The organism is Bradyrhizobium sp. 14AA (genome assembly GCF_054185205.1).
Map to the genome: position 1 here is coordinate 70,516 of NZ_JAVAYM010000020.1, position 24,990 is coordinate 95,505.

Below are 24,990 nucleotides of genomic sequence, written 5' to 3' on the forward strand. Positions count from 1 at the left end.
CACCAAAACAAATAGCCGAAACGGAATCACTTGCGTCCCCCCGGATGCAATTCCATGAGACTATTCGGAGCATGGCAGAATGCCAATTCCCCCCTATGTGACTATTGTCACACAAGGTGTCCGGGACGCTCGTTGATCATGCGACGAGCGCCGCCCTTCGGTCCGACGGGGCCCAGGACTGGTCCAAGCCCTGACGTCGTCTCACCTCCTGTGGTTGCACCAGCACGTCGGCTCACGAAAATCGCGTGCCACTCACCCCTGATATTGCAGCACGTGCATGCCGGCATTCCAGTCGGAGACGAACATCAGCCCGTCGGGCCGGACATAGGCGTCACAGGTCTTGGCGGCGAGCGCGACGTTCGGGCGAGGGTCGATGAGCTTCTTCGGCGTCGGCGGCACCCAGTACGCGATCTCCTTCGGCGCAAAGGCGTCCTTGATGTCGAACACCCTGACGCCGGCATTGTTGTAGGTCGCGAAGATCGTCTCCTCGCTCTGGAACGCGCCTGGGCGGTTCTCGTGCAGATTATGCGGGCCGAAGGTGCCGTTCGTGCAAAAATCGCGGTCGCGCGGCGTCGGCAGCGTTGCGATCGGCACCGGGTTTTGCGGCGCGCGCACGTCAAGCACGAATGTGTGGAACAGACCCTTGGCGCATTGGTCCGCATTCGCTTCATCCGCGACGATCGCGAGCTGTCGCTTGGGCAGCGGCAGCGGCGTATGCGTGCCGCCGGCGAAGGGCGGCGACCAGTTGATGTGCGACAGCAGCTTTGGATTGGCGGGATCGCTGATGTCGTGAATGGTGAAGCCGCCATCGCGCCAGGCGGCATAGCCGCGATCACCCGCCGTGATCATGTGATGGAGCGCAAAGCGCTTGCCCTTCGGCGTCGCCGGCTCACCAGCCGCGCGGTTCATGCCCGGCAGCCACCATTTCGCGACGATCTCCGGCTTCGTGATGGTCTTGAGATCGACCACGCACAGGATGTGGTCGGTGAACCCGTCGAAATGCGCCGACACATAGGCATAGCGGCCGCCCGGCCACCACAGCCGGTTGATGCCGAAGCCGGGCATTTCGAGGAACGCGATCTCGCGCATCTCGTTCGGTTTCGAGATGTCGTGGATCGAGAGCCCGGAGCGGAATTTCTTGGCCTTGGTGATGCTGTCGACCAGCGTGTTCTCGAAATAGCCGCGCATGTTGTCGTAAGACTGCATCGCGACGATGTTGGCGCCGTTCGCGAGCAGCATCATGTCTTCCGCCACCTGGAGATGGTGGGTGCGGGTGTATTGCCCCGCGGTGAAGAAATTGACCGGCTTCAGCGCACGCGGATCGGACGCATCAAGGATGGTCACGCCGTCGCTGAACATATGCCCGACATAGACGTGCTGCCGGTTGAACATCACCTGCACGCTGTCGGGCCGGCCGCCGATGTCGCTGTAGGAGATATGCTTGATGCCTTTGCCGATGCCCTCGGGCGGAATGTCCGCCTCTGAAGCCGATGCCGGTCTCGACCAGGCTGACAGCGCGGCGGCCCCGAACGCACCCGACAATTGCTGAAGGTGGCGACGGCGAGAGAGTTGTAGCATCGATGTCCCCCCAAGTTTTTTGGGTGGATGATGCGCGCTTGCGGCGAGGCGTGCAAGCCTCGCGTCGCCCCTCTAAGCTACCCTTGTAAGTTTCCCTTGTAAGCTACCCTTGCACCACCTCGTGCCGCATCACGAACGGTGCGAGCAGCGCGTGCACCTCGCCGGCGACGACGTCGCGCTGGTCCGGCGGCAGACCTGCAAGCGTCACGGTGGCGATCGAGCCGTGACTGCCGTGGGCGCCGACCTTCACCTTGCAGTCGATGCCGCGCTCACTGAGCGGCGACAGCACCTTGCTGAACACCCGCTCGGCGGCGTCCCAGCGCAGCTGCGGCTTGAACACCTTGCCGACGCCTGTCACCGGCATCGGATCGATCGGGATGACCTGCACCGGAACGGCGGCGCGCTCCGGCGTGCGCTCGCGCACCCAGGTCTCGAGCTCGCCCGGCTCGATGGTCGCGCCGGGCTTCAGCTGCACGTAACCGACGGGCAGCTCGCCCGCATAGGCATCAGGCTGGCCGACCACCGCGGCGAAGCCGACGGCGGGATGGCGGAACATGATCTCCTCGATCGGAGCCGGATCGATGTTGTGGCCGCCGCGGATCACGAGGTCCTTGGCACGGCCGGTGATCCAGAGATAGCCGTCGGCATCGAGCCGGCCGAGATCGCCGGAATTGACCCAGACCTCGTCGACGAAGGCGCCCTTGTTGTGCTCGTCGTTGAGATAGCCGCCGAACACGCCGGGCCCGGCCATGATGACGACGCCGATCTCGTCCGGCTTGCAGTCGCGGATCCGGCGGCCATCGGCATCGAGCTGCACGATGCGCACGCGCGCGTAAGGCATCGGCAAACCGACCGAGCCGAGCCGGATCGGCCGCGAGGTATAGGCGAGCGTGTGGACGCTCGAGGTCTCGGTCATGCCGTAGACCTCGACCACCGGTAGCTTCAGCTTGTCCTGGATGGCCGAGCCGACCGCGACCGGTATCGCCGAGCCACCACCGGCGGCATATTTGAGGCTGGAGATGTCGGCGCTGCCTGATGGCACCGCGAGTGTTGCGGCCAAAACCGTCGGCACGCTCGACAGCGCCTCGGGCTTGAAGCGCTCGACCAGGTGCCAGATGTTCTTCACCGCATTCGGATTGCGCCAACCGCTCGGCGACAGCACGACCAGCGAGCCGCCGGCGGACAGCGTCGTCAGGACCTGCGTCAGCGATCCTCCGACGTGAAACAGCGGCATGCCGAACAGCATGTTGGCACCTGGCTTCGACTTCAGCAGCAGATTGAGCGCCCAGGCCTGATAGACCTGGTTGGCATGGGTGTGCCGCACCAGCTTCGGCGTGCCGGTGGTGCCGCCGGTGTGGAAATAGGCCGCGATGTCGCTGCCGGGAATCTTGCGCCCGCTGACAAGCCGGTCAGCCGGCTGCTGTTTGATCAGGTCGCCAAAGGCAAAGATTCCCTGCGCCGGATCGCCGCCGCCGAACACCTGCACGATCGCCTTGAGGTGCTTCAGTTGCGGCCTGATCTGCTCGACCTTCTGCCAGATGTCGGTGCCCGGCATCGGTCCGAGCGCCACCAGGATTTTCGTGTTCGCAGCCTCCAGGATCTCTGCGATCTGATGCGGCTCGAGCAGCGGATTGACGGGATTGGCGATGCCGGCGGCCTCCGCGCCGAACAGCGTGACGAAGGCGTCGGGCATCAGCGGCAGCATGAAGCTGATGACGTCGCCCTTCTCCGCGCCGAGCGCGTGAAACATGTTGGCGGCCTGCGTGACGCGCGCAATGAAATCGCGGTAAGTGATCACCAGCGGCGTGTCGGCGGGATCAGCATTTTGCAGAAACTGGATCGCGGGGCCGTCCGGGTTGCGCGCCGCACCAAGCTTGATGGCGTCATAGGTGCTCTCGGCCGCGATGCGATCGGCGTATGGGACCTGCTCGAAGGCTCGGACCTCCGCGTCCGTCGCCAGGTCCGGATAGTCATTGCCGATGAGCCGATCGAGCGCGTGGATGCCCGCCATGGAATTCCGTCCTCCCTCAGATTTCCCCGCCCCCTGTCTTTTGACATTTTGGTTTGGCGAGACCCGACCGATGGCCGGCCGGGCGGGAACACAATGAGGGATGATTTGGCGTTCGTCCATTGCCCAGCGGCTGCGGCGACACGGCCCGGGTCGAACGGAATTTGAACCTCCGAACCCGATCCGGGGACCAAGAACTGGCATCAGATTCGACCGCCAGCGTCCTGCCGCAAGACTTGAGGTCATCATGAGCACGCCCCTGCGGAACCGCATTGCAACGCTGATCCTCGCGCTCGCCATGGCGTCGGCGGTCACCCTGCCCCACACAGCGCTCGCCGCGGACAGCCAGCTCGAGAAGATGCGCGCCAAGATCGCGGCCTTCATCGGCGACAAGATGGAGAAGCTGGGTGGGTCGCGCATCGTTTACAAAGTGGACGCCGATGGCTTGCGCGAGAGTACCGTCACGGACCTCCGCGATGACGTCTACAAGACTCTGCGCGAGGGCAAGATCGCCTTCTCAGGCCTTGCGATCCGCGACGGTGCCGTCGAGGTGAAGGTTGCGGACGCCAAGGGCCGCGACGAGCTGAAGCGCAAGCTCGCGGCCGCTGCGGAGGGTTTGCCCGCGCATGCGCTCACCGTGACCGACGGCGGCGACGGGCTGGTCAGGCTGACGCCGACCGATGCCGCATCCGCGGCGCGGCTGCACGACCTGGTGGAAGACGCCATCGCCATGATCGAGCAGCGCCTCAAGGATGCCGGCATCAAGCTCGCCAGCGCCCAGCCGGACGGCACCGACCGCATCCGCATCTTCGTCCCGGGGATGATGGAGCCCGAGCGCGTCACCGCGATCTTCACCACGAAGGTCAAGGTCAGCTTCCGCCTGGTCGACATCTCGATGCCGGCGGAACAGGCGCAGTCCGGCACACCGCCCGCGGGCACGGAAGTCCTGCTCGGCTTCAAGGACAAGCGCCCCTATCTCGTTGCCAAGGACAGCGCGCTCGACGGCAACGACATCAGCTATGCAGGCCCGGGGTTCGCAAGCAGCACGAACGAGCCGATCGCCTCGTTCCGCTTCAACGGACGCGGCGCGCGGCGCTTTGCCCATATCACCGAGGAGAACATCGGAAAGCCCTTCGCCATCGTGCTCGACGACAAGGTGATCTCCGCCCCCGTGATCCGCGAGCCCATCACCGGGGGCTCCGGCCAGATATCAGGCAATTTCACCCTGGAGGAAGCAAGCAGCGTCGCCATGTTGCTGCGCGCCGGGGCACTGCCCGGGCACCTTGACCTGCTCGAACAGCAGGTGATCCAGCCCGCCGCCAAGCCCTAAGCAAGCCCTAAGGCGGAGATCGCCCCCACACCTCGCCGGGGCGCCCAGGTCCGTCCACGACGCCAAAGCCCGTACCCGGCCCCCGAATCACGGGCGCGCCGAAGCCATACGCGCAACCAACGGGCAATTGCCGAAACGCCCGATCAGGCTAAAATTTGCCTCTTGCGACATGACGGCCGAAGGCTTCATTCAAGCGGTCGTCATTCGAATTCGGCTATACGAATACCGAGCAGGACTGAAGACCTTACGCGGGGTTAGTACCATGCCGTCCGGCAGTGCAGACATTTCCTCGATCCTCGACCGCATTCTCGACGCGGCCACCGACAACCTCAGGATCGCAAAAATCCTGGTCCAGATGGGCCTCGATCCGAACAACGTCACCTACGACGCGATCTTCAATCGGATGCTCGAGATCTTCGTCCAGAACATCACGCTGGCCAATCTGTTCGCCGCGGTCGGCGCCGGCTTCTTCGTCGCCACCCTCTTGATGCGGACCATGGTGCCCCTGCGTGTCGCGAACATGATCGGCTGCGCGCTCTTCGCCGTGTTCGGCGCGCTGTCCGCCAACGTCTCGACGTTCCTGCTCTATCTTCTGCTGCTTCCGATCAACGCCCTGCGCCTGCGGCAGATGCTCAAGCTGGTCAAGAAAGCGCGCCATGCCGCCGAAGGCGACATGTCGATCGAATGGCTCAAGCCGTTTATGACCGAGCGCAAATATCGCTGCGGCGACACGCTCTTCAAGCTGGGCGATCCAGCCAAGGAGATGCTCCTCACGGTCACCGGCAAGTTCCTGGTCAAGGAGATCAACGTCGAGATCCTGCCGGGTGCGCTGATGGGAGAGCTCGGCTTCCTGACGCCGGACAACCGGCGCACCGGGACGATCGAATGCATCGAAGACGGACAGGTGCTCACGATCACCTATGACCGGCTGCTCGAGATCTATTTCCAGGACCCGCAGTTCGGGTACTACTTCTTGGTGCTGACCAGCCAGCGCCTGCTGCAGAACATCGATCGCCTGCAGAAGCAGCTGGCCACCGCGCGGGCCCCCACCACGAACAGAATCGCGTGATCGCCGCTCAGCTGAGCAGCAGCGCCATGCCCGGATCGCCCTTCTCCATCGCGCGCCGGTAGGCCGGACGCGCACCGATGCGGCCGAGATACTTCACCACGTTCGGACAGCGCTGGAGATCATAGGGCTGGAAATAGCGCATCGTGGTGAGCGAGAAGCCCATCATGATGTCGGCGGTGGTGAAGGTGTCGCCGGCGAGATATCTGGCATCACGAACGCGCGCGTCGACCAGATCGAAGGCGCGGTCGACGCGCCCCCTGGTCGCGGTCAGCATCGGGTTGTCCTCGGCGAGCTTGAGTCGGTTCAGGATCATCAGCCGGCCCATGCCGGCTTGCAACGTGCCGTTGGCGAAGTGAAACCAGTACAGGAACTGTGCGAAACCAGGATCGTCAGGGCCGAGCACGAGGCGGCCGTTACCGTATCTGGCCATGATGTAATCGACGATGGCGCCGGACTCGGCGAGCGCGAGATCGCCATCGGTGATGACGGGCGCCGCCCCGATCGGGTGCAGCGCCTTGTAGTCTTTAGGCGCCAGCATGGTGACGGGGTCGCGTGTGTAGCGTTTCAGCTCGTAGGGAAGTTCGAGCTCCTCGCAGAGCCAGACGATCCGCTCGGACTGCGACTTGCCGAGGTGGTGGACGGTGAGCATGGCGCCTCCTGCGATCCTTGAGTTGGACCAGGCGTGACGGCGCACCCTAACCCGTCGTGACGCGCGCCGCATCTCGCTCTCGTGCCCCGGACGCAGCGCAGCGTCACTTCGACGATGCGCTGCAGAGCCGGGGCCCATACAGTCGAGAGCAAGCCTTGCTTGGGTCCCGGCTCTGCGCAGCAACGCTAAGAGGCGTTGCAGCGCGTCCGGGACACGAGAGAGCCGAACACCCTACCTCTCGTCCGCCACCATCCGCGCCACCACGCGGTCGCGGCGGATGAAGTGGTGCCAGAGGGCGGCGACCACGTGAACCGCGATCAGGGCGAGCAGCACATAAGCAAAGAGGATGTGGCGGTCCTCGTATGCGCGCGCGGCTTCGCGGTCGGCAGAGGTGAATTGCGGCACGTGAAACAGGCCGAAGACATCCGAATAATCAGGCGTGTGCGCACCCGAATGCGCCCAACCGAGCATGATGACGACGACGACGGCAAGATACAGCGCGCCATGGCTGATGCGGGCGGCGAGCCTCTGCCAGGGCTGGCTGTCGGCCGGCAGCGCCGGCGTCGGATTGATCACGCGCCAGACCAGGCGCAGCACCGTGAGCAGCAGGATCAGATAACCGATATCGGCGTGGATCGAGCGGTAGAAGAAGCGGTCGGGACGCGCCGGTATGTGGTTCATCCACCAGCCGAAGCCGATCATGCCGATGATGGTCAGCGCCAAAATCCAGTGCAGCCACCGGGAAACGCTGCCCCAGCCGTGACTGGTGTTTCTGATCATGTCGGTCCCCCGGAGTTTTGCGGATATGTCGCCGTCCGCAGCGCAGGCATAGCTGCTGATAGCGGGAAGATGCGGCAATCGCGAAATTGAATCACTCCAAATGCCGGCCGGGGCCGCCCCGCCGCAAAACCGCCCCAAAAACCGAATGGTAACCATGACACCCTTAAGGTAGCGACGTGACCAATTCTCCGACGATCCTGGTGTTCGATTCCGGCCTTGGCGGCCTCACGGTCCTGCGCGAGGTCGTGGCCGCGCGCCCGGACGCGCATTACGTCTACGTCGCCGACGACGCCTTCTTTCCCTACGGCCACCACAGCGAGGACCAGATCATCGCCCGCGTCGTGCCGCTGATGGGGGAATTGATCGGCGCCCATGATCCCGATCTCGCCGTCGTCGCCTGCAACACGGCGTCCACTCTGGTCCTATCTCACTTGCGCGCCGCCTATTCCCTGCCCTTCGTCGGCACGGTGCCGGCGATCAAGCCGGCCTGCGCGCAGTCGAAGACCCGTCGCGTCTCGGTGCTCGGCACCAAGGGCACGGTGAAGCGCGAATACACGAAGGCGCTGATCCGCGATTTCGCGCAAGGCTGTGAGGTGACCCTGGTCGGCTCGCCCGAGCTCGCCTCGCTGGCTGAAGCCGAGCTCAATGGCGCTTCCGTCAGCGACGGCGACATCCTGGCCGAACTCGCCCCCTGCTTCGTCGGCGATGCCGGGGACGCCACCGCGCGCACCGATACGGTGGTGCTCGCCTGCACGCATTATCCGCTGCTGCTCGACCGGCTGAAGCGGCTGGCGCCCTGGCCGGTCGACTGGATCGACCCGGCACCGGCGATCGCCCGCCGCGTCTCGGATCTGCTCGGCGCGCGCCGCGGCAGCTTCGCGCAGTCCGGCGCAGAGATGATCTTCACCTCGAACCGCGCACACGGCCTTTCGGCCATGTTGACGCCGTTCTTCGGCGGCCGCGCGCTGGCCTGACTTGCGTAGCGACGGCGCGCTGCTAGGTTTCGCCGTCGTCACTTTTCCGCAGGTCTTCTCATGTCAGTCCCGACTGCGCCGCTCAACCGCCTCCGCCAGTTGTGGCGCGAGGGCCGCCCCGCCTTCGGCGCGATCGCGACCATCCCGAGCGTGCAGACCGTGCAGATCATGGCGCGCACGCTCGACTGGATCATCGTCGATCTCGAGCATGGACCGATCGGGCTCACCGAAGCGCATGCGATGATCGCCGCGACGACAGGCACGCCGTGCACGCCCCTGGTGCGGATCGCGGCAAACGAGCCGTGGCTTGCGAAAGCGCCGATGGACATCGGTGCCTTCGGCATCAACTTTCCGATGATCACCACGCCTGCCGAAGCAGAGAAGGCGGTCCGCAGCGTCCGCTACCCGCCGCGCGGCGACCGTTTGTGGGGGCCGTTCCACGCGCCGTTCCGCTGGGGCCAATCGATGCCGGACTACATGGCCAGCGCCGACGACGAGATGATCTGCATGATCACCATCGAGCACGTCGATGCGGTCAATCGCATCGACGAGATCATGGCGACGCCGGGCATCGATGTTGCGGTGATCGGCCCCGGCGATCTCGCCACCTCCATCAACAAGCGCGGCCAGATGGACGATCCGGAGCTGCTGGAGCTCGTCGCGCGCGCCGAGGCCGGCATCCTCAGAAGCGGCGTGCCGATCGGCGGTGTGGCCCGTACCGCCGACCAGGCCAACGCCCTGATCGACCGCGGCTACCGCGCCATCGCGCTCGGCTTCGACTGGTCGCTGTTCCAGCGCGGCATCATGGCGGCGTTCGAGGGGATCAGGCGCTGAGTCATTGAATCCAATATAAGATATTGAAAAGAATAAATATTTCTTCGAATCAGGTCGCTGGTGGTGTCAACGCCCTGATGCGGCGAACCGACCGGCCCCAAGCGGGTTGGTTCGTGCTAGACCGGGCCTTGAGCGGGAACCCCGCTCGCTGCACATATTTTAATCCAAGGGAACTGAAACAGCGATGCGCGGGACGCCAAAGACCATTTCGCTGCGGCGCCGCCTGATCTGCGACCTCATGCACGCCTCGATGGGCGTGCCGTTCGTTTCGCTGTCCCGTTCACTCAATATCCACCCCCTGCTGGAGGCTCGCGCCGGCGCCATCGCGCCCGCCGGCTGGGCGGCGATATTCGTCAAGGCTTTCGCCCTGGTGGCCACGGACGAGCCGGTGCTGCGCACCGTCTACGCCAAATGGCCCCGGCCGACGCTCTACGAGCTGCCGAAGAGCGTGGCGACGGTGGCCATTGCCCGGGTCGAGGACGGCGAGGAATGCGTGCTGCCGCAGCGGATAGCAGCCCCGGAGGCCCTTTCGCTGGCCGCGGTCGATGCGGAGATCCGGCGCGGCAAGACGGCTCCGATCGAGGACGTCCCCATGTTCCGCAAGATCATGCGGGCGACCCGCCTGCCGCTGCCGCTCCGGCGCCTGTCCTGGGCGATCGGGCTCAATTTCGGCCGGCAGCGGGGCAACTGGTTCGGCAGCTTTGCGGTGAGCTCGGTGGCCGCCTATGGCGGCGGCGAGCTCCATCCCATCACGCCCGGCCCCTTCATCGTCAGCTATGGGGTGGTGGAACCCGACCAGACCATCCACGTCGTGATCCGTTGGGACCACCGGGTCACCGACGCCGCCCCCATCGCCCGGGTCCTGACCCGGCTGGAACAGGTGCTGAACACTGAAATCGCTGCCGAATTGCGGGCGGCAGGCTCGAAGCCGATCCGGGCCGTAAGGACCTGATTTCGCAGCTATTCGCATTGACAGCGAACCCCAAACTCACCTAAAAGCCGCCTGCTCGCGGGCCGATTTCGGCCCGCGAAGCGTTTCGCGACCCGTGGTCCTCTCCCTTAAGCTTTGGGGATCGGACCTGTCAGTGCCGGGCTAGCCCGTCACACAGGAGGGCGCGTTTCCTCAAACCATGCAACCGAAGAGGACGCGATGACTAAGCGCAGTGAGGCGAAGTACAAACTCGATCGCCGTATGGGCCAGAACATCTGGGGCCGCCCGAAGAGCCCCGTGAACCGCCGCGAGTACGGCCCCGGCCAGCACGGCCAGCGCCGCAAGGGCAAGCTCTCCGACTTCGGCGTGCAGCTGCGCGCCAAGCAGAAGCTGAAGGGCTATTACGCCAACATTTCCGAGCGCCAGTTCCACGGCATCTATGTCGAGGCGAGCCGTCTCAAGGGTGACACCGGCGAGAACCTGATCGGCCTGCTGGAGCGTCGTCTCGACGCGGTCGTGTACCGCGCCAAGTTCGTCTCGACGATCTTCGCTGCCCGCCAGTTCATCAACCACGGCCACATCAAGGTGAACGGCCGCAAGGTCAACATCTCGAGCTACCAGCTCAAGGTCGGCGACGTGATCGAGGTCAAGGAAGCCTCCAAGCAGCTCGCCCACGTGCTTGAAGCCAGCCAGCTCCCCGAGCGCGACACCCCCGACTATCTCGAAGTCGACCACGGCAAGATGACCGCGAAGTACACGCGCATCCCCGGCCTCTCCGATGTGCCGTTCCCGGTGCAGATGGAGCCGCATCTGGTCGTCGAATTCTATTCGCGCTAATATCTGAATATCGAAAGGCCCCGGTTCGCCGGGGCCTTTTTGCTTAAGAGCCACAGTTCAGTGGCCGCAATGCCTGAGGAGCCGTCGCATGCTCTACACCCCTCCCCCGATCGATCCCAAGGCGCCACCGGTGCGCATCAACCTGCTCTCGGATACGCAGACCAAGCCCACGGCTGCGATGCGCGAGGCGATGGCGCGCGCCGAGGTCGGTGACGAGCAGGTCGGCGACGATCCGACCGTGAATGCGCTGTGCGCGCGCGTTGCGGATTTGCTCGGCAAGGAAGCCGCGGTCTACATGCCCTCCGGCACGATGTGCAACGTCACCGCGACGCTGGTGCATTGCCGTCCCGGCGACGAGATCCTCGCGCATGAAACCGCGCACATCATCGCCCGCGAAGGCGGCGCGCATGCCGCGATCGGCGGCTTCCAGGTCACGCAGCTCAAGGGGCCCGACGGCCAGTTCACGCCGGAGACGTTTCGCAAGGCGCTTCATCCGCGCACGCGCTACCAGCCGCCGCAGACCGTCGTCAGCGTCGAGCAGACCGCCAATATCGGCGGCGGCACGATCTGGAAGAAGGCCGCACTCGACGAGATCGTCGCGATCGCCAAGCAACATGGGCTCGTCACGCACATGGACGGCGCGCGCCTGCTCAACGCCACGGTGGCCAGCGGCATCTCTCCGCGCGACATGACCGCAGGGTGGGATTCGGCCTGGATCGACTTCTCGAAGGGCCTCGGCGCGCCGATCGGCGGCGTGCTCGCGGGCTCGCGCGCCTTCATCGACGCGGTGTGGCAGTGGAAGCAGCGCCTCGGCGGCTCGATGCGGCAGGCCGGAATCTGCGCGGCCGCCTGCATCTACGCGCTCGACCATCACGTCGATCGCCTCGCCGACGACCACGCCAATGCGCGTGCACTTGCCCGCGGACTGTCGCAAATCTCAGGCGTTGAGGTGCAGGAGCCCGAGACCAATCTCGTGTTCTTCAAGCCCGACGGCGCCGGCGTTGCCGGCGACAAGATGGTCGCGGCGCTGCGCCAGCGCGGCGTGACGCTCGCGATGATGGACGGCCGCATCCGCGCCTGCACCCATCTCGACGTCAATGCGGCCCAGGTCGAGGAGACGATCGGATACGTGCGCGAGATCGTGCGGGGCGCGTAGCTACCGCCCCATCGCCTGATAGATCAGCGTCTTCAACGCCAGTTGAATCCGGCCGCGCTGCGACGGGGTCTGCACCATGAAGATCCCGAACAGGTCGTCTTCGGGATCAATGAAGAAGAAGGTGCCGCCGACGCCGTCCCAGCGATACTCGCCAAGCGGCCACGAGGTAGCAGGCGGCACCGAGGTGCGCACCGCAAAGCCGAGGCCGAAGCCGGAACTCCCGCCCGGATAATAGTTCTGGTCGCGCGCGATCTTCGTCTCCGGCCCGATGTGATCCGACGCCATCAGCGCGATGGTCTCGGGCTTGAGATAGCGCCGGCCGTCATAGCTGCCGCCGTTCAGCAGCATCTGCGCGAAGCGGGCGTAGTCGCCGACTGTGCCGACCATTCCGCCGCCGCCCGATTCCCATTTCGCAGGCCGCCTGATATCGCGGACCTGCGTCGTCGGATTGATGTTGCGATCCTCCGGCATCGGCTCGGCGATGCGCGGGAATTTGGTGGGATCGGCGACAAAGAACGCCGTCTCGGTCATGCCGAGCGGATCGAGCAGCCGCTCCTTCTCGAACTGAAGCAGCGTCTTTCCCGAGATCACCTCGACGACGCAGCCGAGCACGTCGGTGGAGAAGCCGTAGTCCCACACCGTGCCCGGCTGCTCGACCAGCGGCAGCGTGGCGATTTTCGCGGCGAAGTCGGCATTGCTGAGATTGCTGTTGAAGAGATTGGCTTCGGCATAGAGCTCGCGCACTGCGCCGCCGTCATGATAGCCGTAAGGCAGCCCCGAGGTGTGGCGCAAGAGGTCCTTGATCATGACGGGACGCTCCAGCGGCTCCAGCGCCAGAGCGACCTTGCCATCCTCGGCCTTCTTTTCCACGCCGACCTTCATGTCGGCGAAAGCAGGAATGTATTTCGAGACCGGATCGTCGAGCGCGAGCTTGCCCTCCTCGACGAGCATCATCGCCATGACGGACGTGATCGGCTTCGACATCGAATAGAGACGGAAGATCGTGTCCGCGCTCATCGAACTCTCGGTCGCGACGTCGCGGACGCCGAAATTCTCGTAGTAGACCGGCTTGCCATGCTGCTGGAGCAGCAGAATGGCGCCGGGAATCTTGCCGGTCACGATCTCGTTGCGGATGTAGTCGGAGACCTTCGCCAGCCCTTCGGGCGAGAAGTTGCGCGCGGCGCGCTCGGAGCCTGCCTGCGCACTCACGGCACCGAACAGAAAGACGAGCGCCGCGATGAAGGAGCGACGCCCGGTCATGTCACTTCTCCATGGCTTCATAGACCAACTGCTTCAATGTCCGCTGCACGCGCTGGCGCTCGGTGGGGGTCTGCTCCAGCAGAACGAAGAACATGTCCTGCTTGGGGTCGATCACAAAATAGCAGCCGGAGGCGCCATCCCACTTCAACTCGCCGAGATCGCCGGGCGGCGGCGGCTTGGCGTTGCCGGGATCGGTGCGGACCGCGAGGCCGAGGCCGAAGCCGAAGCCGTCGCCGGGGAAATAGAAATAGTCACGATCGACGCCGGAGTTTGGGCCGACCTGATCGGTCACCATCAGCTTGAACGTTTCAGGCTTGAGAATGGTCTTGCCGTCGAGGCTGCCACCATTGAGCAGCATCTGCGCAAAGCGCTCGTAATCGGCCATGGTCGTCACCATGCCGCCGCTGGCGAACTGGATCTTCTTGACCACCGTCGGATCGTTGATCCGGCCGACCCGGAAATCGCTGTCGTTCGGCACCGGCTGGGCCAGAAGCTTCTGCTTCTCGGGGGCCGTGACGAAGAAGCCGGTATCGACCATGCCGAGCGGGTCGAGCAACTTCTCCCGCATGATTTCTATCAGCGGCTTGCCGGTCGCGATCTCCATCACCCGCGCCAGGACGTCGGTGGAATGGCCGTACTGCCAGAGCGCGCCCGGCTGGTTGTGCAGCGGCAATTTGGCGATGCGCTCGGCGAATTCGGCGAGGTCGAAATCGCCGGCATAGATGTTGGCCTCGCGATAGGCCTTGCGCACCAGGCTGTCGCCATAGAAGCCATAGGTGATGCCGGAGGTGTGGCGCATCAGGTCGAGCACCGTCATCGGCCGCGTGGGCGGCACCAGCTCGAGCGATTTGGTGCCGTCATCGGCCTTCTTCTCGACCCCGACCTTCACGTTGGCGAACGAGGGAATGTATTTCGAGACGGGATCGTCGAGCTTGATCTTGCCGTCCTCGATCAACCTCACCGCGACGACGGAGGTGATCGCCTTGGTCATTGAGAACAGGCGGAAAATGGTCTTGTCCGTGATCGGCGCCTTGCTGACCACGTCCTGCACGCCGAAGGCTTCGCGGTAGACCGGCTTGCCGTGCTGCTGGATCAGGACCGTCGCGCCGGCGATCTTGCCGGTCGCGACCTCGTTCTTGAAGAAGTCACCGACCTTGGCGAGCTTGTCCTGGTTGAAATGCGCGCCGGCCGGAATCTCGTAGGTGCCCTCTGCCCGTGCGAACGACATCGCACCCAGCGACACGATTGCGCCGCAGGCGAGCGCACGCAGTCCAATACATGAAATCATATCCCCTCCCCGGAACATGGCCCGGCGGAGTGTACTGACCGCGCCATCAGGCACAAGGGCTGCCGTAGCGCTCAAGCGCCTCGGCATGGAGGGTCGCGCTCGGCTCGGAGAAGCAGCAGAACACGACGCGGGCCAAGGACGGCGCGACAGCGAGCCCTTCGACCGTCGTGCGCACGCCGATATCTGCGGCCCGGTCGGCAGGAAAGCGGAAAATGCCGGTCGAAATCGCGGGAAAGGCCACCGAGGTCAGTTTGTGCTTCCCGCACAACTCCATCGAACGGCGATAGCAGGAGGCGAGCAGATCGTCCTCGCCGAGCGTGCCACCGTTCCAGACCGGCCCGACGGTGTGGATCACATGCGCGGCCTTGAGCCGGTAGCCCTTGGTGATCTTGGCGTCGCCCGTCTTGCAGCCGTGGAGCATACGGCATTCGGCGACCAGATCGGGCCCGGCCGCCCGATGGATCGCACCATCGACGCCGCCTCCACCAAGGAGAGACGAATTCGCGGCGTTGACGATGGCGTCAACGCTCAGTGTGGTGATGTCAGCGACAATGACCTCAAGCTCTGCGCCGCCAATCCGGCGCGTCAGCTGGGTCATTTCTCAGGCCGCGACGACGACGCCCTTCTCGGAGAAGAGCTGCTGCAATTCGCCGGCCTGGAACATCTCGCGGACGATGTCGCAGCCGCCGACGAACTCGCCTTTCACGTAAAGCTGCGGGATGGTCGGCCAGTTCGAGTATTCCTTGATGCCGTTACGCAGCTCGGCGGATTCGAGCACGTTCAGGCCCTTATAGCCGACGCCGATGTGATCGAGGATCTGGACGACCTGGCCGGAGAAACCGCACTGCGGAAATTGTGGCGTGCCCTTCATGAACAGAACCACGTCGTTTGCCTTCACTTCGTTGTCGATAAATTCCGCGATGCTCATATCCGTGTCCTTCCGGGGCGGAGCCCTCACAAATCGCTTCGGGCCGGCTCAGCCGATCTAACCCGATACCTGCCCATATATGTAGCCCAAACCGTTGTGCATCCAAAGTAAAATGGCGGCGAACGGTCCCGGCCTGGCCTTGGCCCTGCCCCTGGGCGGACTGGTCTCCCGCAGCGCCGGCCCATTGCATGACGGCACGAATATCATCGCCGGGGAGGACTTTCATACCGTAACGGAGCCCCTATCTAGGACAAACCCAGGTTTTGGAACCGGGCAACGCCAACAACGTTCTCTTGTCCTGTCTGGAGAAAAACGTGACGAAACAAGCCTCCGCTACGGCCACCGCCCCGCTTTCGTCACCGTCGGCCGATCTGGGCGGTCTCGCCCGGAGGCTTCAGGACGCATTTCTCACCGTCCGCAACGAGACCGAGCGCCGGGCAGCGCCGCTCTCGCCCGAGGACCAGCAGATCCAGTCCATGCCGGACGCGAGCCCGACGAAATGGCACAGGGCGCATACGACCTGGTTCTGGGAGCAATTCCTGCTCGGCGAACACGCGGCCGGCTACCGGCCTTTCCACCCCGACTTCGCCTTCCTGTTCAATTCCTATTACGTCAGTGCCGGCCCGCGTCACGCCCGCAATCATCGCGGCGACATCACGCGTCCGAGCGCCGATCAGATCGGCGCCTATCGTAGATATGTCGATGCGGCCGTCGTCAAATTCTTCCGCGAGGCCGGAGAAGACGAGATTCGCGCGATCGCGCCGCTGGTCGAGGTCGGGCTCAACCACGAGCAGCAACACCAGGAATTGATGTTCACGGACATCCTGCACGCCTTTGCGCAAAACCCGGTCTATCCGGCCTATGACCCGGACTGGCGCTTCCCGGCCGCGACACGCACCGGCGATGACTGGCTGACCCTGAACGAAGGCATCCACACCGTCGGCCACGTCGACGACAGTTTCCATTTCGACAACGAGAGGCCCGCCCATCGTGCCCTCGTCGGCCCGGTCAAGGTCGCCCGCAATCTCGTCACCAACGGCGAATGGCTCGCCTTCATGCGCGACGGCGGCTACCGGAACGCAACGCTGTGGCTGATGGACGGCTTTGCCGCCGTCAGCAAGGAGGACTGGCAGGCTCCCGGCCATTGGCGCGAGATCGAGGGCCAGTGGCACATGATGACGCTGGCCGGCGTGAAGCCGGTCGATCCCGACGCGCCGGTCTGCCACATCAGCTATTACGAGGCCGACGCCTTTGCGCGCTGGGCCGGAGAGCATGTGCCGACCGAGATGGAATGGGAGGTTGCGGCCCGCACGGGCCAGCTCAACGATGCCTTTGGCATCGTCTGGCAGTGGACCCGCAGCTCGTACTCACCCTACCCCGGCTATCGCGCGATCGAAGGCGCGCTTGGTGAATATAACGGCAAGTTCATGGTCAACCAGTTCGTACTGCGTGGCTCCTCGCTTGCAACTCCGGAGGACCACAGCCGTATTACCTATCGTAACTTTTTCTACCCGCATCATCGCTGGCAGTTCACGGGACTGCGGCTCGCCGACTACTAGTTCTTATCCGACGACAAATGCGCGCCGGACAGCGCGTTCAGGAGAGTATCATGAATGTGCACGCCAGCGCTTTGGCCGAAGCCCATCTCCCCGACGAGCAGACCACTGCCTTCGCCCGCGAGGCTATCGTGGACCTCTCGCAGCAGCCGAAAAAGCTGTCGCCGAAATATTTCTACGATGCGACTGGATCGGAGCTGTTCGAGGCGATCACGAAGCTGCCGGAATATTATCCAACGCGCACCGAGCTCTCGATCCTGAAGGAGCGCGGCAGCGAGATCGCAAAGATCATTCCGGAGCATGCGGCGCTGGTCGAGTTCGGCGCCGGTGCGACCACGAAGGTCCGCCTGCTGCTGGACCACTGCAAGTTCGCGGCCTATGTGCCCGTCGACATCTCCGGCGATTTCCTGGCGGCGCAGGCGAACGGGCTGAAGCGCGACTTCCCCTCGCTCGGCATCTATCCCGTGGCGGCCGACTTCACCACGCCGTTCGAGCTGCCCAAGGCAGTGGCCTCGATGCCCAAGGTCGGCTTCTTCCCCGGCTCGACCATCGGCAATTTCGAGCCGGATGAGGCCCAGGCTTTCCTGAAGAGCGCGCGCCAGATCCTGGGCAAGGGCGCGCAGATGATCATCGGCGCGGACCTCGAAAAGGACGAGCGCGTGCTCTTCGATGCCTATAACGATGCCGCCGGCGTCACCGCGCGCTTCAACCTCAATGTGCTGGTGCGGATCAACCGCGAGCTCGGCGGCAATTTCGACCTGTCCGCCTTCACCCATCGCGCGATCTACAATCGCGAGCGGCACCGCATCGAGATGCACCTGATCAGCAAGAAGAGCCAGACCGTGCGCCTGCTCGGCACCAGCTTCTCGTTCCGTCCGGGCGAGAGCATCCACACCGAGAACAGCTACAAATACAGCATCGAGCGTTTCGCTGCGCTGGCGCAGGGCGCCGGCTGGCGTGTGCGCGAGAGCTGGACGGATGCGGCGAAGATGTTCTCGGTGCATGCGCTGCAAGTGGCGGAGTAACGCTCCGGCGCTGCGGCGCATCCTTCGAGACGCCCGCTTTAGGCGGGCGCCTCAGGATGAGGACGGAGCTCGCGGCGACAGTTTCAACGGGCACCGATGCTGAATAGCCTCATCCAGAGGAGACCGCCACCGGGTCCGCGCTAAGCGCGGCCCGATGACAGGCTCCGCGGTCGTCTCGAAGGACGAGGCGTGCGCTCAGACCGCTCCAGATCAACGTTCCTCGGCTTCTTCCGGCGTCGATCCCAGCGACACCGACTCCCACACCGCGACGACGATCATGATCGCGCTCGTCGCCACCGACAGCCAGAGCGGCGAGAGGTCGGCGGCAAACCACCACAGCAACAGCAGCAAAATGATGCCGATGCCGTGCGAGAGCTGGAGGAAGCCGCGGATCGCATGCTTGAACAGGATGGTGCCGACCAGGAACACCAGGGGCCCGCCGATCGTGCTGACGATGGTGCGGATGTCGGAATGTCCGGTCGGATGCTTCAGCACCAGTTCGTCCGACACCGCGGTCAGGATGATGCCGGCGACGATCGGCATGTGCAGATAGGTGTAGGCGAGACGTGCCAGATGGCCGGATTCGGCGGATTTCGAGATACGCTCCGAACCGGCCTCCGCGCCCTTGTGAAAATAGACCCACCACATCGCGACGGCACCGACCAGCGCAGAGACGAAGGCCAGAATATTATCCGCCGTCCACTCCAGCTCGGCGAAGGTCGCGCCGTTGACGACGATGGCTTCGCCGAGCGCGATGATGATGAAGCCGGCGCAGCGCTCGGCCATGTGGCCGCCTTCGACGGCCCAGGCCTCGACCGACGAGAAGCCCAGCTTCGGGACCCAGAAGCGGGCAGCGGGCGCGATATACTCCCAGGTGACCGCCGCGATCCACAGCCATAGCCGCGTCTCGCCCTCGGACAGGCCGCCTGCGATCCACAACACCGCGGAGATCACGAGCCACGTCAGAATGCGGATCGCATTGTGCCGCACCAGAATGCGATGACGCGGCGTTGCAAACATCCAGAACGCGGTGCGTCCGACCTGCATCGCGGCGTAGGCGATCGCGAACCACAGGCCGCGTCCCTCGAACGCGGCGGGGATTGTCGTCGACAGCACGAGGCCGCCCAGCATCAGCAGGAAGAGCATGACGCGGACCGGCGTCAGCTCGGGATTGAGCCAGTTGGTGACCCAGGCGGTGTAGACCCACACCCACCATACCGCCAGAAACAGCACCGTGACATGCACCGCGCCGAGCGGCGTGAAATGGTGCAGCAGCGTGTGCGAGACCTGCGTGATCGCGAACACGAAGACGAGGTCGAAGAACAGCTCGGCATTGGTGACGCGGCTGTGCTGGTTCGGCACGATGACGCGAAACATCGCGCCGCGCGGATTGTCCGCAGCCATCATCGTGCCCCCGTCGCGGTCAGGTCAGGTGCCGGGTACGCCGGTTTGCAGCGCCAGCGCATGCAGGACGCCGCCCATCTGGCCGCGCAGGGACTGATAGACGATCTGGTGCTGCTGGACGCGAGACTTGCCGCGGAAGGATTCCGAGATCACGGTCGCGGCATAATGGTCGCCATCACCGGCGAGGTCACGGATGGTCACCTCGGCATCGGGGATTGCTGCCTTGATCATCGCCTCGATATCGTGGGCGTCCATGGGCATTCGGGTCTTGCTCCTGTCTCGTCGAATCGCGCCGGGGTCCCCTCTCCGGCAGGTCCAAACTTAGCGTGAACGGCCTTCTACGTCACGCACTCAGGCACTATATCCGTGATCCCATCAGGATAAAGGCACGACAAAGTGCCGCGCGCGGCAGATTGATCGAAAAGGCGTGAAATCATGAAGCTTCCAGGGCCCGACCACCCCATCACCATCACCCAGAACCCCCGCCGCGTCCGCGTCACGGCGGGCGACATCGTGATCGCCGAGACCAGCAAGGCGCTGACCTTGAAGGAGGCCAAATATCCGGCGGTGCAATATGTGCCGCGGGAGGATGCCAACATGGCGCTGCTCGAGCGCACCGACCGCGTCACCCATTGCCCCTACAAGGGCGATGCGAGCTACTACAGCGTCAAGGCCGACGGCAAGACGCTCGACAACGCGATCTGGACCTACGAGACGCCCTTCCCGGCGATGACGGAGATTTCCGGCCACCTCGCCTTCTATCCGGACAAGGTGAAGATCGAGGAAGTGGGGTAGTTGCGGATGCTGTCATTCCGGGGCGGTCCACAGGACCGAATCTCGAGATTCCGGGTCTGGTGCTAACGCACCATCCCGGAATGACGAAAATTGCTACGCCCTGAAGATCGTGAGCCCCAGGATCAGCAGCACCAGGAAAATCGCGACGAAGACGTAGAACAGGAAGCGGGCAATATCGGCGGAGGCGGCCGAGACGCCGGTGAAGCCGAGCACGCCGGCTACGATCGAGACCAGTAGGAAGATCAGCGCCCATTTCAGGATCGTCATCGCCAGCTCCGAAATTGGAGCCGCTGGTCGCGGCCCTCATGCCCTTTTTCGCGAACGCTAACTTGGATGCGGGGAACTGGTTCCTAATGGTGCCGGGGCTGCAGGTCCGGCTCAAACGACCCTTGCTCAATCCGGTTCCGGGCGGCACAGTCAGTGCGGGACAGGAGCGCAATCGGGGCGGCCATGATCACGATGTCACATTCAGCGACGATCGGCGCGGAGGCGCATGCCGCGCCGAAGAGCAAGGCGCGCAACCAGGCGCTCGATCGTGCCCGTACCTTCCTGACGCTGGTGGTGCTGCTGCACCATGCCGTCATCCCCTATACCTACTTCGGTCATACCGACCCGAAATTCTTCTTCGGCTTCGACATGATCGTGCTGGCCACCGACAGCTTCTTCATGGCGATGTTCTTCTTCCTGTCGGGCTTGTTTGCGTGGTCGGGCATCGCCCGCAAGGGAGCGCTGAACTATTTGGCAGATCGCCTGCTCCGGCTTGGCCTGCCGTTCGTGATCTGCGCATTCACGATCATTCCGCTCGCCTATTACGCCATCTCGCTCCGGCACCATCCCGAGATCGGCTTTTCGGAATACTGGTGGAATATGGTCACGAAGGGCCCGTGGCCGAGCGGGCCGATCTGGTTCCTTTGGGTCCTGCTCGGTTTCGACGTGATAGCCTGCATATTGCACCGGCTGTCGCCCACCCTGCTCGATCCGATCAACCGCCTTTCGCTGTACGGCTGCCGTCGGCCCGAAGTGTTCTTTGCTATCATGCTTGCCGTCACCGCGGCGTTCTATGTTCCCGGGCTGATGTATTATGGACCAAGCAGCTGGTTCGAATTCGGGCCGTTCTCGGTGCAGCACGGGCGCGTGATGCTCTATGCGAGCTACTTCTTTTTCGGTGCCGGCATCGGCGTCGCGAATATCGATCGCGGCCTGCTCGCGGCAGACGGCCGGATGGCGAAGGTCAGCTGGGACTGGATGGTCTTGGCGATCGTTCCGTATTGCCTGCTCTGGGTGCTGATCTTCATCAAGCGCGAAATACTTGGAAATCCGTCGCCGCTGCCGAACTGGTATGAGGGGCTCTACGCCATCTGCTTCGCTGTCTTCAGCGTGGCGGTCATGTTTTTGATCCTGGCCTTTTTCCAGAGGTTCAGACAATCAGGCTCAGCCAAGCTACTCGATCCGATGCAGGCGGACGGCTACGGCATATTTTTGGTGCACTACCCGATCGCGCTTTGGCTGCAATACTGGCTGTTCGACTATGACCTGCCTGCGATCGTCAAGGCGACGATCGGGTTCGTGCTGACGGTCGCGTTCAGTTGGGCGCTAACGCGCGCCTTGCGCCAGATCCCCGGGGCAGCGAAGGTGCTGTGACCCCGTGGCCCGGATGAACAAAGCGACATCCGGGGTTCGGAGTTTGTGGAGGCGCCTTACGCCGCCTTGCCGCCCATATACTCCGGTAGCCAGCGCTCGAACGACTTGCGCAGCGCATCGATCGTCACAGGCGCCTCGCCGGCGATCGCGATCGCATCGCCACCGGTGGTGCCGATCCGCACGCAGGGCACCTCGCAGCCGCGCATCTTGGCGAGCACGCGGCCGGCTTCGGTTTCCGGCACGGTGACGAGATAGCGCGCCTGGTCCTCGCCGAACCAATAGGCCTGCGAGACCAGCGAAGTCGGCGCCGCCAGCAGCTTGGCGCCGATGCCGCTCGCCATCGCCATCTCCGCGAGCGCGATCAGGAGGCCGCCATCGGAGAGATCGTGCACCGCGGTCGCAGTGCCCGCATGGATCATGCCGCGCACGCAGTCGCCGTTGCGCTTCTCGGCGGCGAGATCGACCGGCGGCGGGGCGCCTTCTTCGCGACCGCAGATGTCGCGCAGGTAGACCGACTGGCCGAGCCAGCCGTGAGTTTCGCCGACCAGCAGGATCGCCTCGCCTTCGGCCTTGAAGGCGAGTGACGCCGACTTGGTGAAGTCGTCGAGCAGGCCGACGCCGCCGATCGAGGGCGTCGGCAGGATCGCGCGGCCGTTGGTCTCGTTGTAGAGCGAGACGTTGCCGGAGACGACCGGGAAGTCGAGCGTGCGGCAGGCCTCCGAGATGCCCTTCAGGCAGCCGACGAACTGGCCCATGATCTCGGGCCGCTCGGGGTTGCCGAAATTGAGATTGTCGGTGATCGCGAGCGGCTTGCCGCCGACGGCGGTGATGTTGCGCCAGGCTTCCGCCACCGCCTGCTTGCCGCCCTCGAACGGATCGGCCTCGCAATAGCGCGGCGTGACGTCGACGGTCAGCGCGAGGCCCTTCGGCCCGTCCTGCACGCGCACCACGGCGGCGTCGCCGCCGGGACGCTGCATGGTGTTGCCGAGGATGACGTGGTCGTACTGCTCCCAGACCCAGCGCTTGCTGCACATGTCGGGCGTGCCGATCAGCTTCTCCAGCGCGGCACCGAGGCCCATTGGCGCTACCACCTCGCGCGCATGCACGACCGGCAGCGCGGCGGACGGGACATGCGGGCGATCGTACAGCGGCGCCTCGTCGCCGAGCTCCTTGATCGGCAGATCGGCCATGACGTCGCCGCCATGCTTGACCACGAAGCGCTTGCTTGGCGTGGTGTAGCCGACCACGGCGAAGTCGAGGCCCCACTTCTTGAAGATCGCCTCGGCTTCCTTTTCCTTCTCGGGCTTGAGCACCATGAGCATGCGCTCCTGGCTTTCCGAGAGCATCATCTCGTAGGCGCTCATGCCGGTCTCACGGGTCGGCACCGCATCGAGATCGAGGTCGACGCCGAGGTCGCCCTTGGCGCCCATCTCGACCGCCGAGCAGGTCAGGCCCGCCGCGCCCATGTCCTGGATCGCGATGACGCAGCCCTTCTCCATGATCTCGAGGCAGGCCTCCAGCAGCAGTTTTTCGGCGAAGGGATCGCCGACCTGCACGGTCGGGCGCTTCTCCTCGGACTTGTCGTCGAACTCGGCCGAGGCCATCGAGGCACCATGGATGCCGTCACGGCCGGTCTTGGAGCCGAGATAGACGATCGGCATGTTCACGCCGGAGGCGGCCGCATAGAAGATCTTGTCGGCGTCGGCGAGGCCGACCGCCATCGCGTTGACGAGGATGTTGCCGTCATAGCGGGTGTGGAAGCGCACCTGGCCGCCCACCGTCGGCACGCCGAAGGAATTGCCGTAGCCGCCGACACCGGCGACGACGCCGGAGACGAGATGCCGGGTCTTGGCATGCTCGGGCGCGCCGAAGCTCAGCGCATTGAGGCAGGCGATCGGGCGCGCGCCCATGGTGAAGACGTCGCGCAAAATGCCGCCGACGCCGGTGGTCGCGCCCTGGTAGGGCTCGATGTAGCTCGGGTGGTTGTGGCTCTCCATCTTGAAGACCACGGCCTGGCCGTCGCCGATGTCGATCACGCCGGCATTCTCGCCCGGGCCCTGGATCACCCAGGGCGCCTTGGTCGGCAGGCCGCGCAGATGGATGCGCGACGACTTGTACGAGCAATGCTCGTTCCACATCGCCGAGAAGATGCCGAGCTCGGTGAAGGTCGGCTCCCGCCCGATCAGCTTCAGGATGCGCTCGTACTCGTCGGGCTTGAGCCCGTGGGCGGCAACCAGTTCAGGGGTGATCTTGGGTTCATTCTTCATGGATTCGGGGCTTTCGGCGGCGGTTGGCCGTTCTTAGGAACATCGGAGGCTCGCGAAAAGCCCTTTATGGCGCATTTTCCCGCTGTCCCACGTTTTGCGGCAGGTCGGCGCAGGAACAGGAATTGCACCGCGCTGACGGATCGGATTTAAGGGCAAAAGACCCGCAATTGAAGGCCCATTTCCGTGCACGAATTGACCAAAACGGCCCCTTCCCCCCGCCCCGACCTGCATGTCGCGACCGAGGGGGAATTTGCGGGCTGGCAGACCTGGATCCGCGACAGCTTTGAGAACCATATCGGCCCCTTCTGGCACCGCCTGGAGGCCGATGGCCGCGTCCGCTGCGCCTTCCGGGTCGAGAAGAAGCACCTCAACGGCTCCGGCAACGTCCATGGCGGCTGCTTCATGGCATTCGCCGATTACAGCCTGTTCGCCATCGGCCGTCACGCACTGAACGGCCGGGGCGTGACCATCAACTTCTCCTGCGAATTCCTCGACGCGGGACACGAGGGCGAATTGATCGAGTGCACCGGCGAGGTCACCCGCGCCGGGGCCTCGCTGATCTTCCTGCGCGGCCAGATGGCCTCCGGCGACCGCCGGCTGTTCACGTTTTCCGGGACGATCAAGCGGGCGAAGTGGAAGTCGGCACCTCAGCCAAACGCATAGCTCGGCGCCTTCCCTTT

The 24,990-nt window shown here is 64.4% G+C and carries 24 protein-coding genes; 12 read left to right on the top strand and 12 right to left on the bottom strand.

Annotated features, from left to right (window positions below; translation table 11 throughout):
* Nucleotides 1-252 precede the first annotated feature (252 nt).
* The gene (locus RAD15_RS30050; RefSeq protein WP_458181858.1) at nucleotides 253-1,578 is read right to left on the bottom strand and encodes an LVIVD repeat-containing protein; all 1,326 of its coding nucleotides are present in this window, start codon (nucleotides 1,576-1,578) and stop codon (nucleotides 253-255) included.
* 103 nt (nucleotides 1,579-1,681) lie between these two features.
* Nucleotides 1,682-3,589, bottom strand: a complete 1,908-nt coding sequence (locus tag RAD15_RS30055) for an acyl-CoA synthetase (RefSeq protein WP_458181859.1) — start codon at nucleotides 3,587-3,589, stop codon at nucleotides 1,682-1,684.
* A gap of 244 nt (nucleotides 3,590-3,833) precedes the next feature.
* On the opposite strand from RAD15_RS30055, the gene RAD15_RS30060 reads away from it, so the two are divergent.
* Entirely contained in the window at nucleotides 3,834-4,916 is a 1,083-nt protein-coding gene (locus tag RAD15_RS30060) for a SecDF P1 head subdomain-containing protein (protein ID WP_458181860.1), read from the top strand.
* 262 nt (nucleotides 4,917-5,178) lie between these two features.
* The gene (locus RAD15_RS30065) at nucleotides 5,179-5,985 is read left to right on the top strand and encodes a Crp/Fnr family transcriptional regulator (protein ID WP_458181861.1); all 807 of its coding nucleotides are present in this window, start codon (nucleotides 5,179-5,181) and stop codon (nucleotides 5,983-5,985) included.
* A 7-nt stretch (nucleotides 5,986-5,992) separates the two neighbouring features.
* Here RAD15_RS30065 and RAD15_RS30070 read toward each other — a convergent pair whose 3' ends face one another.
* Both RAD15_RS30070 and RAD15_RS30075 read right to left on the bottom strand, forming a co-directional pair.
* Nucleotides 5,993-6,634, bottom strand: a complete 642-nt coding sequence (locus tag RAD15_RS30070; protein ID WP_458181863.1) for a glutathione S-transferase family protein — start codon at nucleotides 6,632-6,634, stop codon at nucleotides 5,993-5,995.
* Between the two features lie 231 nt (nucleotides 6,635-6,865).
* Nucleotides 6,866-7,414: a cytochrome b gene (locus tag RAD15_RS30075; protein ID WP_458181864.1), complete on the bottom strand. Its 549-nt coding sequence runs from the start codon at nucleotides 7,412-7,414 to the stop codon at nucleotides 6,866-6,868.
* Nucleotides 7,415-7,590: 176 nt separating this feature from the next.
* Between RAD15_RS30075 and murI the strand changes: the two genes are divergently transcribed.
* The 5 genes from murI to RAD15_RS30100 all read left to right on the top strand — a co-directional run bounded on the left by murI (nucleotide 7,591) and on the right by RAD15_RS30100 (nucleotide 12,146).
* Nucleotides 7,591-8,388 (top strand): glutamate racemase, encoded by a 798-nt coding sequence (murI, locus tag RAD15_RS30080; protein WP_458181866.1) that lies wholly within the window; start codon nucleotides 7,591-7,593, stop codon nucleotides 8,386-8,388.
* 60 nt (nucleotides 8,389-8,448) lie between these two features.
* On the top strand, nucleotides 8,449-9,222 hold the full coding sequence (locus RAD15_RS30085; protein WP_458181867.1) for an HpcH/HpaI aldolase family protein: 774 nt from the start codon (nucleotides 8,449-8,451) through the stop codon (nucleotides 9,220-9,222).
* A gap of 184 nt (nucleotides 9,223-9,406) precedes the next feature.
* Entirely contained in the window at nucleotides 9,407-10,174 is a 768-nt protein-coding gene (locus tag RAD15_RS30090) for an acyltransferase (RefSeq protein ID WP_458181869.1), read from the top strand.
* Nucleotides 10,175-10,372: 198 nt separating this feature from the next.
* The gene (gene rpsD / locus RAD15_RS30095) at nucleotides 10,373-10,990 is read left to right on the top strand and encodes a 30S ribosomal protein S4 (protein ID WP_458181870.1); all 618 of its coding nucleotides are present in this window, start codon (nucleotides 10,373-10,375) and stop codon (nucleotides 10,988-10,990) included.
* 88 nt (nucleotides 10,991-11,078) lie between these two features.
* Nucleotides 11,079-12,146, top strand: a complete 1,068-nt coding sequence (locus tag RAD15_RS30100) for a threonine aldolase family protein (RefSeq protein ID WP_458181872.1) — start codon at nucleotides 11,079-11,081, stop codon at nucleotides 12,144-12,146.
* Here the strand turns inward: RAD15_RS30100 and RAD15_RS30105 are convergent, their stop codons facing one another.
* Genes RAD15_RS30105 through grxD form a run of 4 tightly spaced genes read right to left on the bottom strand, consistent with a single transcriptional unit; the run spans nucleotide 12,147 to nucleotide 15,622 of the window.
* Entirely contained in the window at nucleotides 12,147-13,406 is a 1,260-nt protein-coding gene (locus tag RAD15_RS30105; protein WP_458181873.1) for a serine hydrolase domain-containing protein, read from the bottom strand. It abuts the gene before it with no gap.
* Between the two features lies 1 nt (nucleotide 13,407).
* The gene (locus tag RAD15_RS30110) at nucleotides 13,408-14,694 is read right to left on the bottom strand and encodes a serine hydrolase domain-containing protein (protein ID WP_458181875.1); all 1,287 of its coding nucleotides are present in this window, start codon (nucleotides 14,692-14,694) and stop codon (nucleotides 13,408-13,410) included.
* Between the two features lie 46 nt (nucleotides 14,695-14,740).
* Nucleotides 14,741-15,292, bottom strand: a complete 552-nt coding sequence (locus tag RAD15_RS30115; RefSeq protein ID WP_458181876.1) for an O-acetyl-ADP-ribose deacetylase — start codon at nucleotides 15,290-15,292, stop codon at nucleotides 14,741-14,743.
* A gap of 3 nt (nucleotides 15,293-15,295) precedes the next feature.
* On the bottom strand, nucleotides 15,296-15,622 hold the full coding sequence (gene grxD / locus RAD15_RS30120) for a Grx4 family monothiol glutaredoxin (protein WP_128965515.1): 327 nt from the start codon (nucleotides 15,620-15,622) through the stop codon (nucleotides 15,296-15,298).
* A gap of 263 nt (nucleotides 15,623-15,885) precedes the next feature.
* Between grxD and egtB the strand changes: the two genes are divergently transcribed.
* Both egtB and egtD read left to right on the top strand, forming a co-directional pair.
* A complete protein-coding gene (egtB, locus tag RAD15_RS30125) occupies nucleotides 15,886-17,181 on the top strand; it encodes an ergothioneine biosynthesis protein EgtB (protein ID WP_458181877.1) in 1,296 nt (431 codons plus the stop codon).
* A gap of 50 nt (nucleotides 17,182-17,231) precedes the next feature.
* Complete coding sequence (gene egtD, locus RAD15_RS30130; RefSeq protein WP_458181878.1) at nucleotides 17,232-18,203, top strand: L-histidine N(alpha)-methyltransferase; 972 nt, start codon at nucleotides 17,232-17,234, stop codon at nucleotides 18,201-18,203.
* A gap of 210 nt (nucleotides 18,204-18,413) precedes the next feature.
* Here the strand turns inward: egtD and RAD15_RS30135 are convergent, their stop codons facing one another.
* Both RAD15_RS30135 and RAD15_RS30140 read right to left on the bottom strand, forming a co-directional pair.
* Complete coding sequence (locus RAD15_RS30135) at nucleotides 18,414-19,607, bottom strand: low temperature requirement protein A (protein ID WP_458182022.1); 1,194 nt, start codon at nucleotides 19,605-19,607, stop codon at nucleotides 18,414-18,416.
* Nucleotides 19,608-19,631: 24 nt separating this feature from the next.
* On the bottom strand, nucleotides 19,632-19,868 hold the full coding sequence (locus RAD15_RS30140) for a BolA family protein (protein ID WP_011088461.1): 237 nt from the start codon (nucleotides 19,866-19,868) through the stop codon (nucleotides 19,632-19,634).
* Between the two features lie 174 nt (nucleotides 19,869-20,042).
* On the opposite strand from RAD15_RS30140, the gene RAD15_RS30145 reads away from it, so the two are divergent.
* Nucleotides 20,043-20,402 (top strand): DUF427 domain-containing protein, encoded by a 360-nt coding sequence (locus RAD15_RS30145; RefSeq protein WP_453953813.1) that lies wholly within the window; start codon nucleotides 20,043-20,045, stop codon nucleotides 20,400-20,402.
* 93 nt (nucleotides 20,403-20,495) lie between these two features.
* On the opposite strand, the gene RAD15_RS30150 is transcribed toward RAD15_RS30145, so the two are convergent.
* Nucleotides 20,496-20,669, bottom strand: coding sequence for a DUF1328 domain-containing protein (locus tag RAD15_RS30150; protein WP_458181881.1), 174 nt, complete (start codon nucleotides 20,667-20,669; stop codon nucleotides 20,496-20,498).
* Between the two features lie 183 nt (nucleotides 20,670-20,852).
* Between RAD15_RS30150 and RAD15_RS30155 the strand changes: the two genes are divergently transcribed.
* Nucleotides 20,853-22,043: an acyltransferase family protein gene (locus tag RAD15_RS30155; RefSeq protein WP_458181883.1), complete on the top strand. Its 1,191-nt coding sequence runs from the start codon at nucleotides 20,853-20,855 to the stop codon at nucleotides 22,041-22,043.
* 56 nt (nucleotides 22,044-22,099) lie between these two features.
* Here the strand turns inward: RAD15_RS30155 and purL are convergent, their stop codons facing one another.
* Complete coding sequence (purL, locus tag RAD15_RS30160) at nucleotides 22,100-24,310, bottom strand: phosphoribosylformylglycinamidine synthase subunit PurL (RefSeq protein WP_458181884.1); 2,211 nt, start codon at nucleotides 24,308-24,310, stop codon at nucleotides 22,100-22,102.
* Between the two features lie 183 nt (nucleotides 24,311-24,493).
* On the opposite strand from purL, the gene RAD15_RS30165 reads away from it, so the two are divergent.
* Nucleotides 24,494-24,973 carry a PaaI family thioesterase gene (locus RAD15_RS30165; protein WP_458181885.1) on the top strand — a complete coding sequence of 160 codons (480 nt, stop codon included), beginning with the start codon at nucleotides 24,494-24,496 and terminating at the stop codon, nucleotides 24,971-24,973.
* Nucleotides 24,974-24,990: the final 17 nt, after the last annotated feature.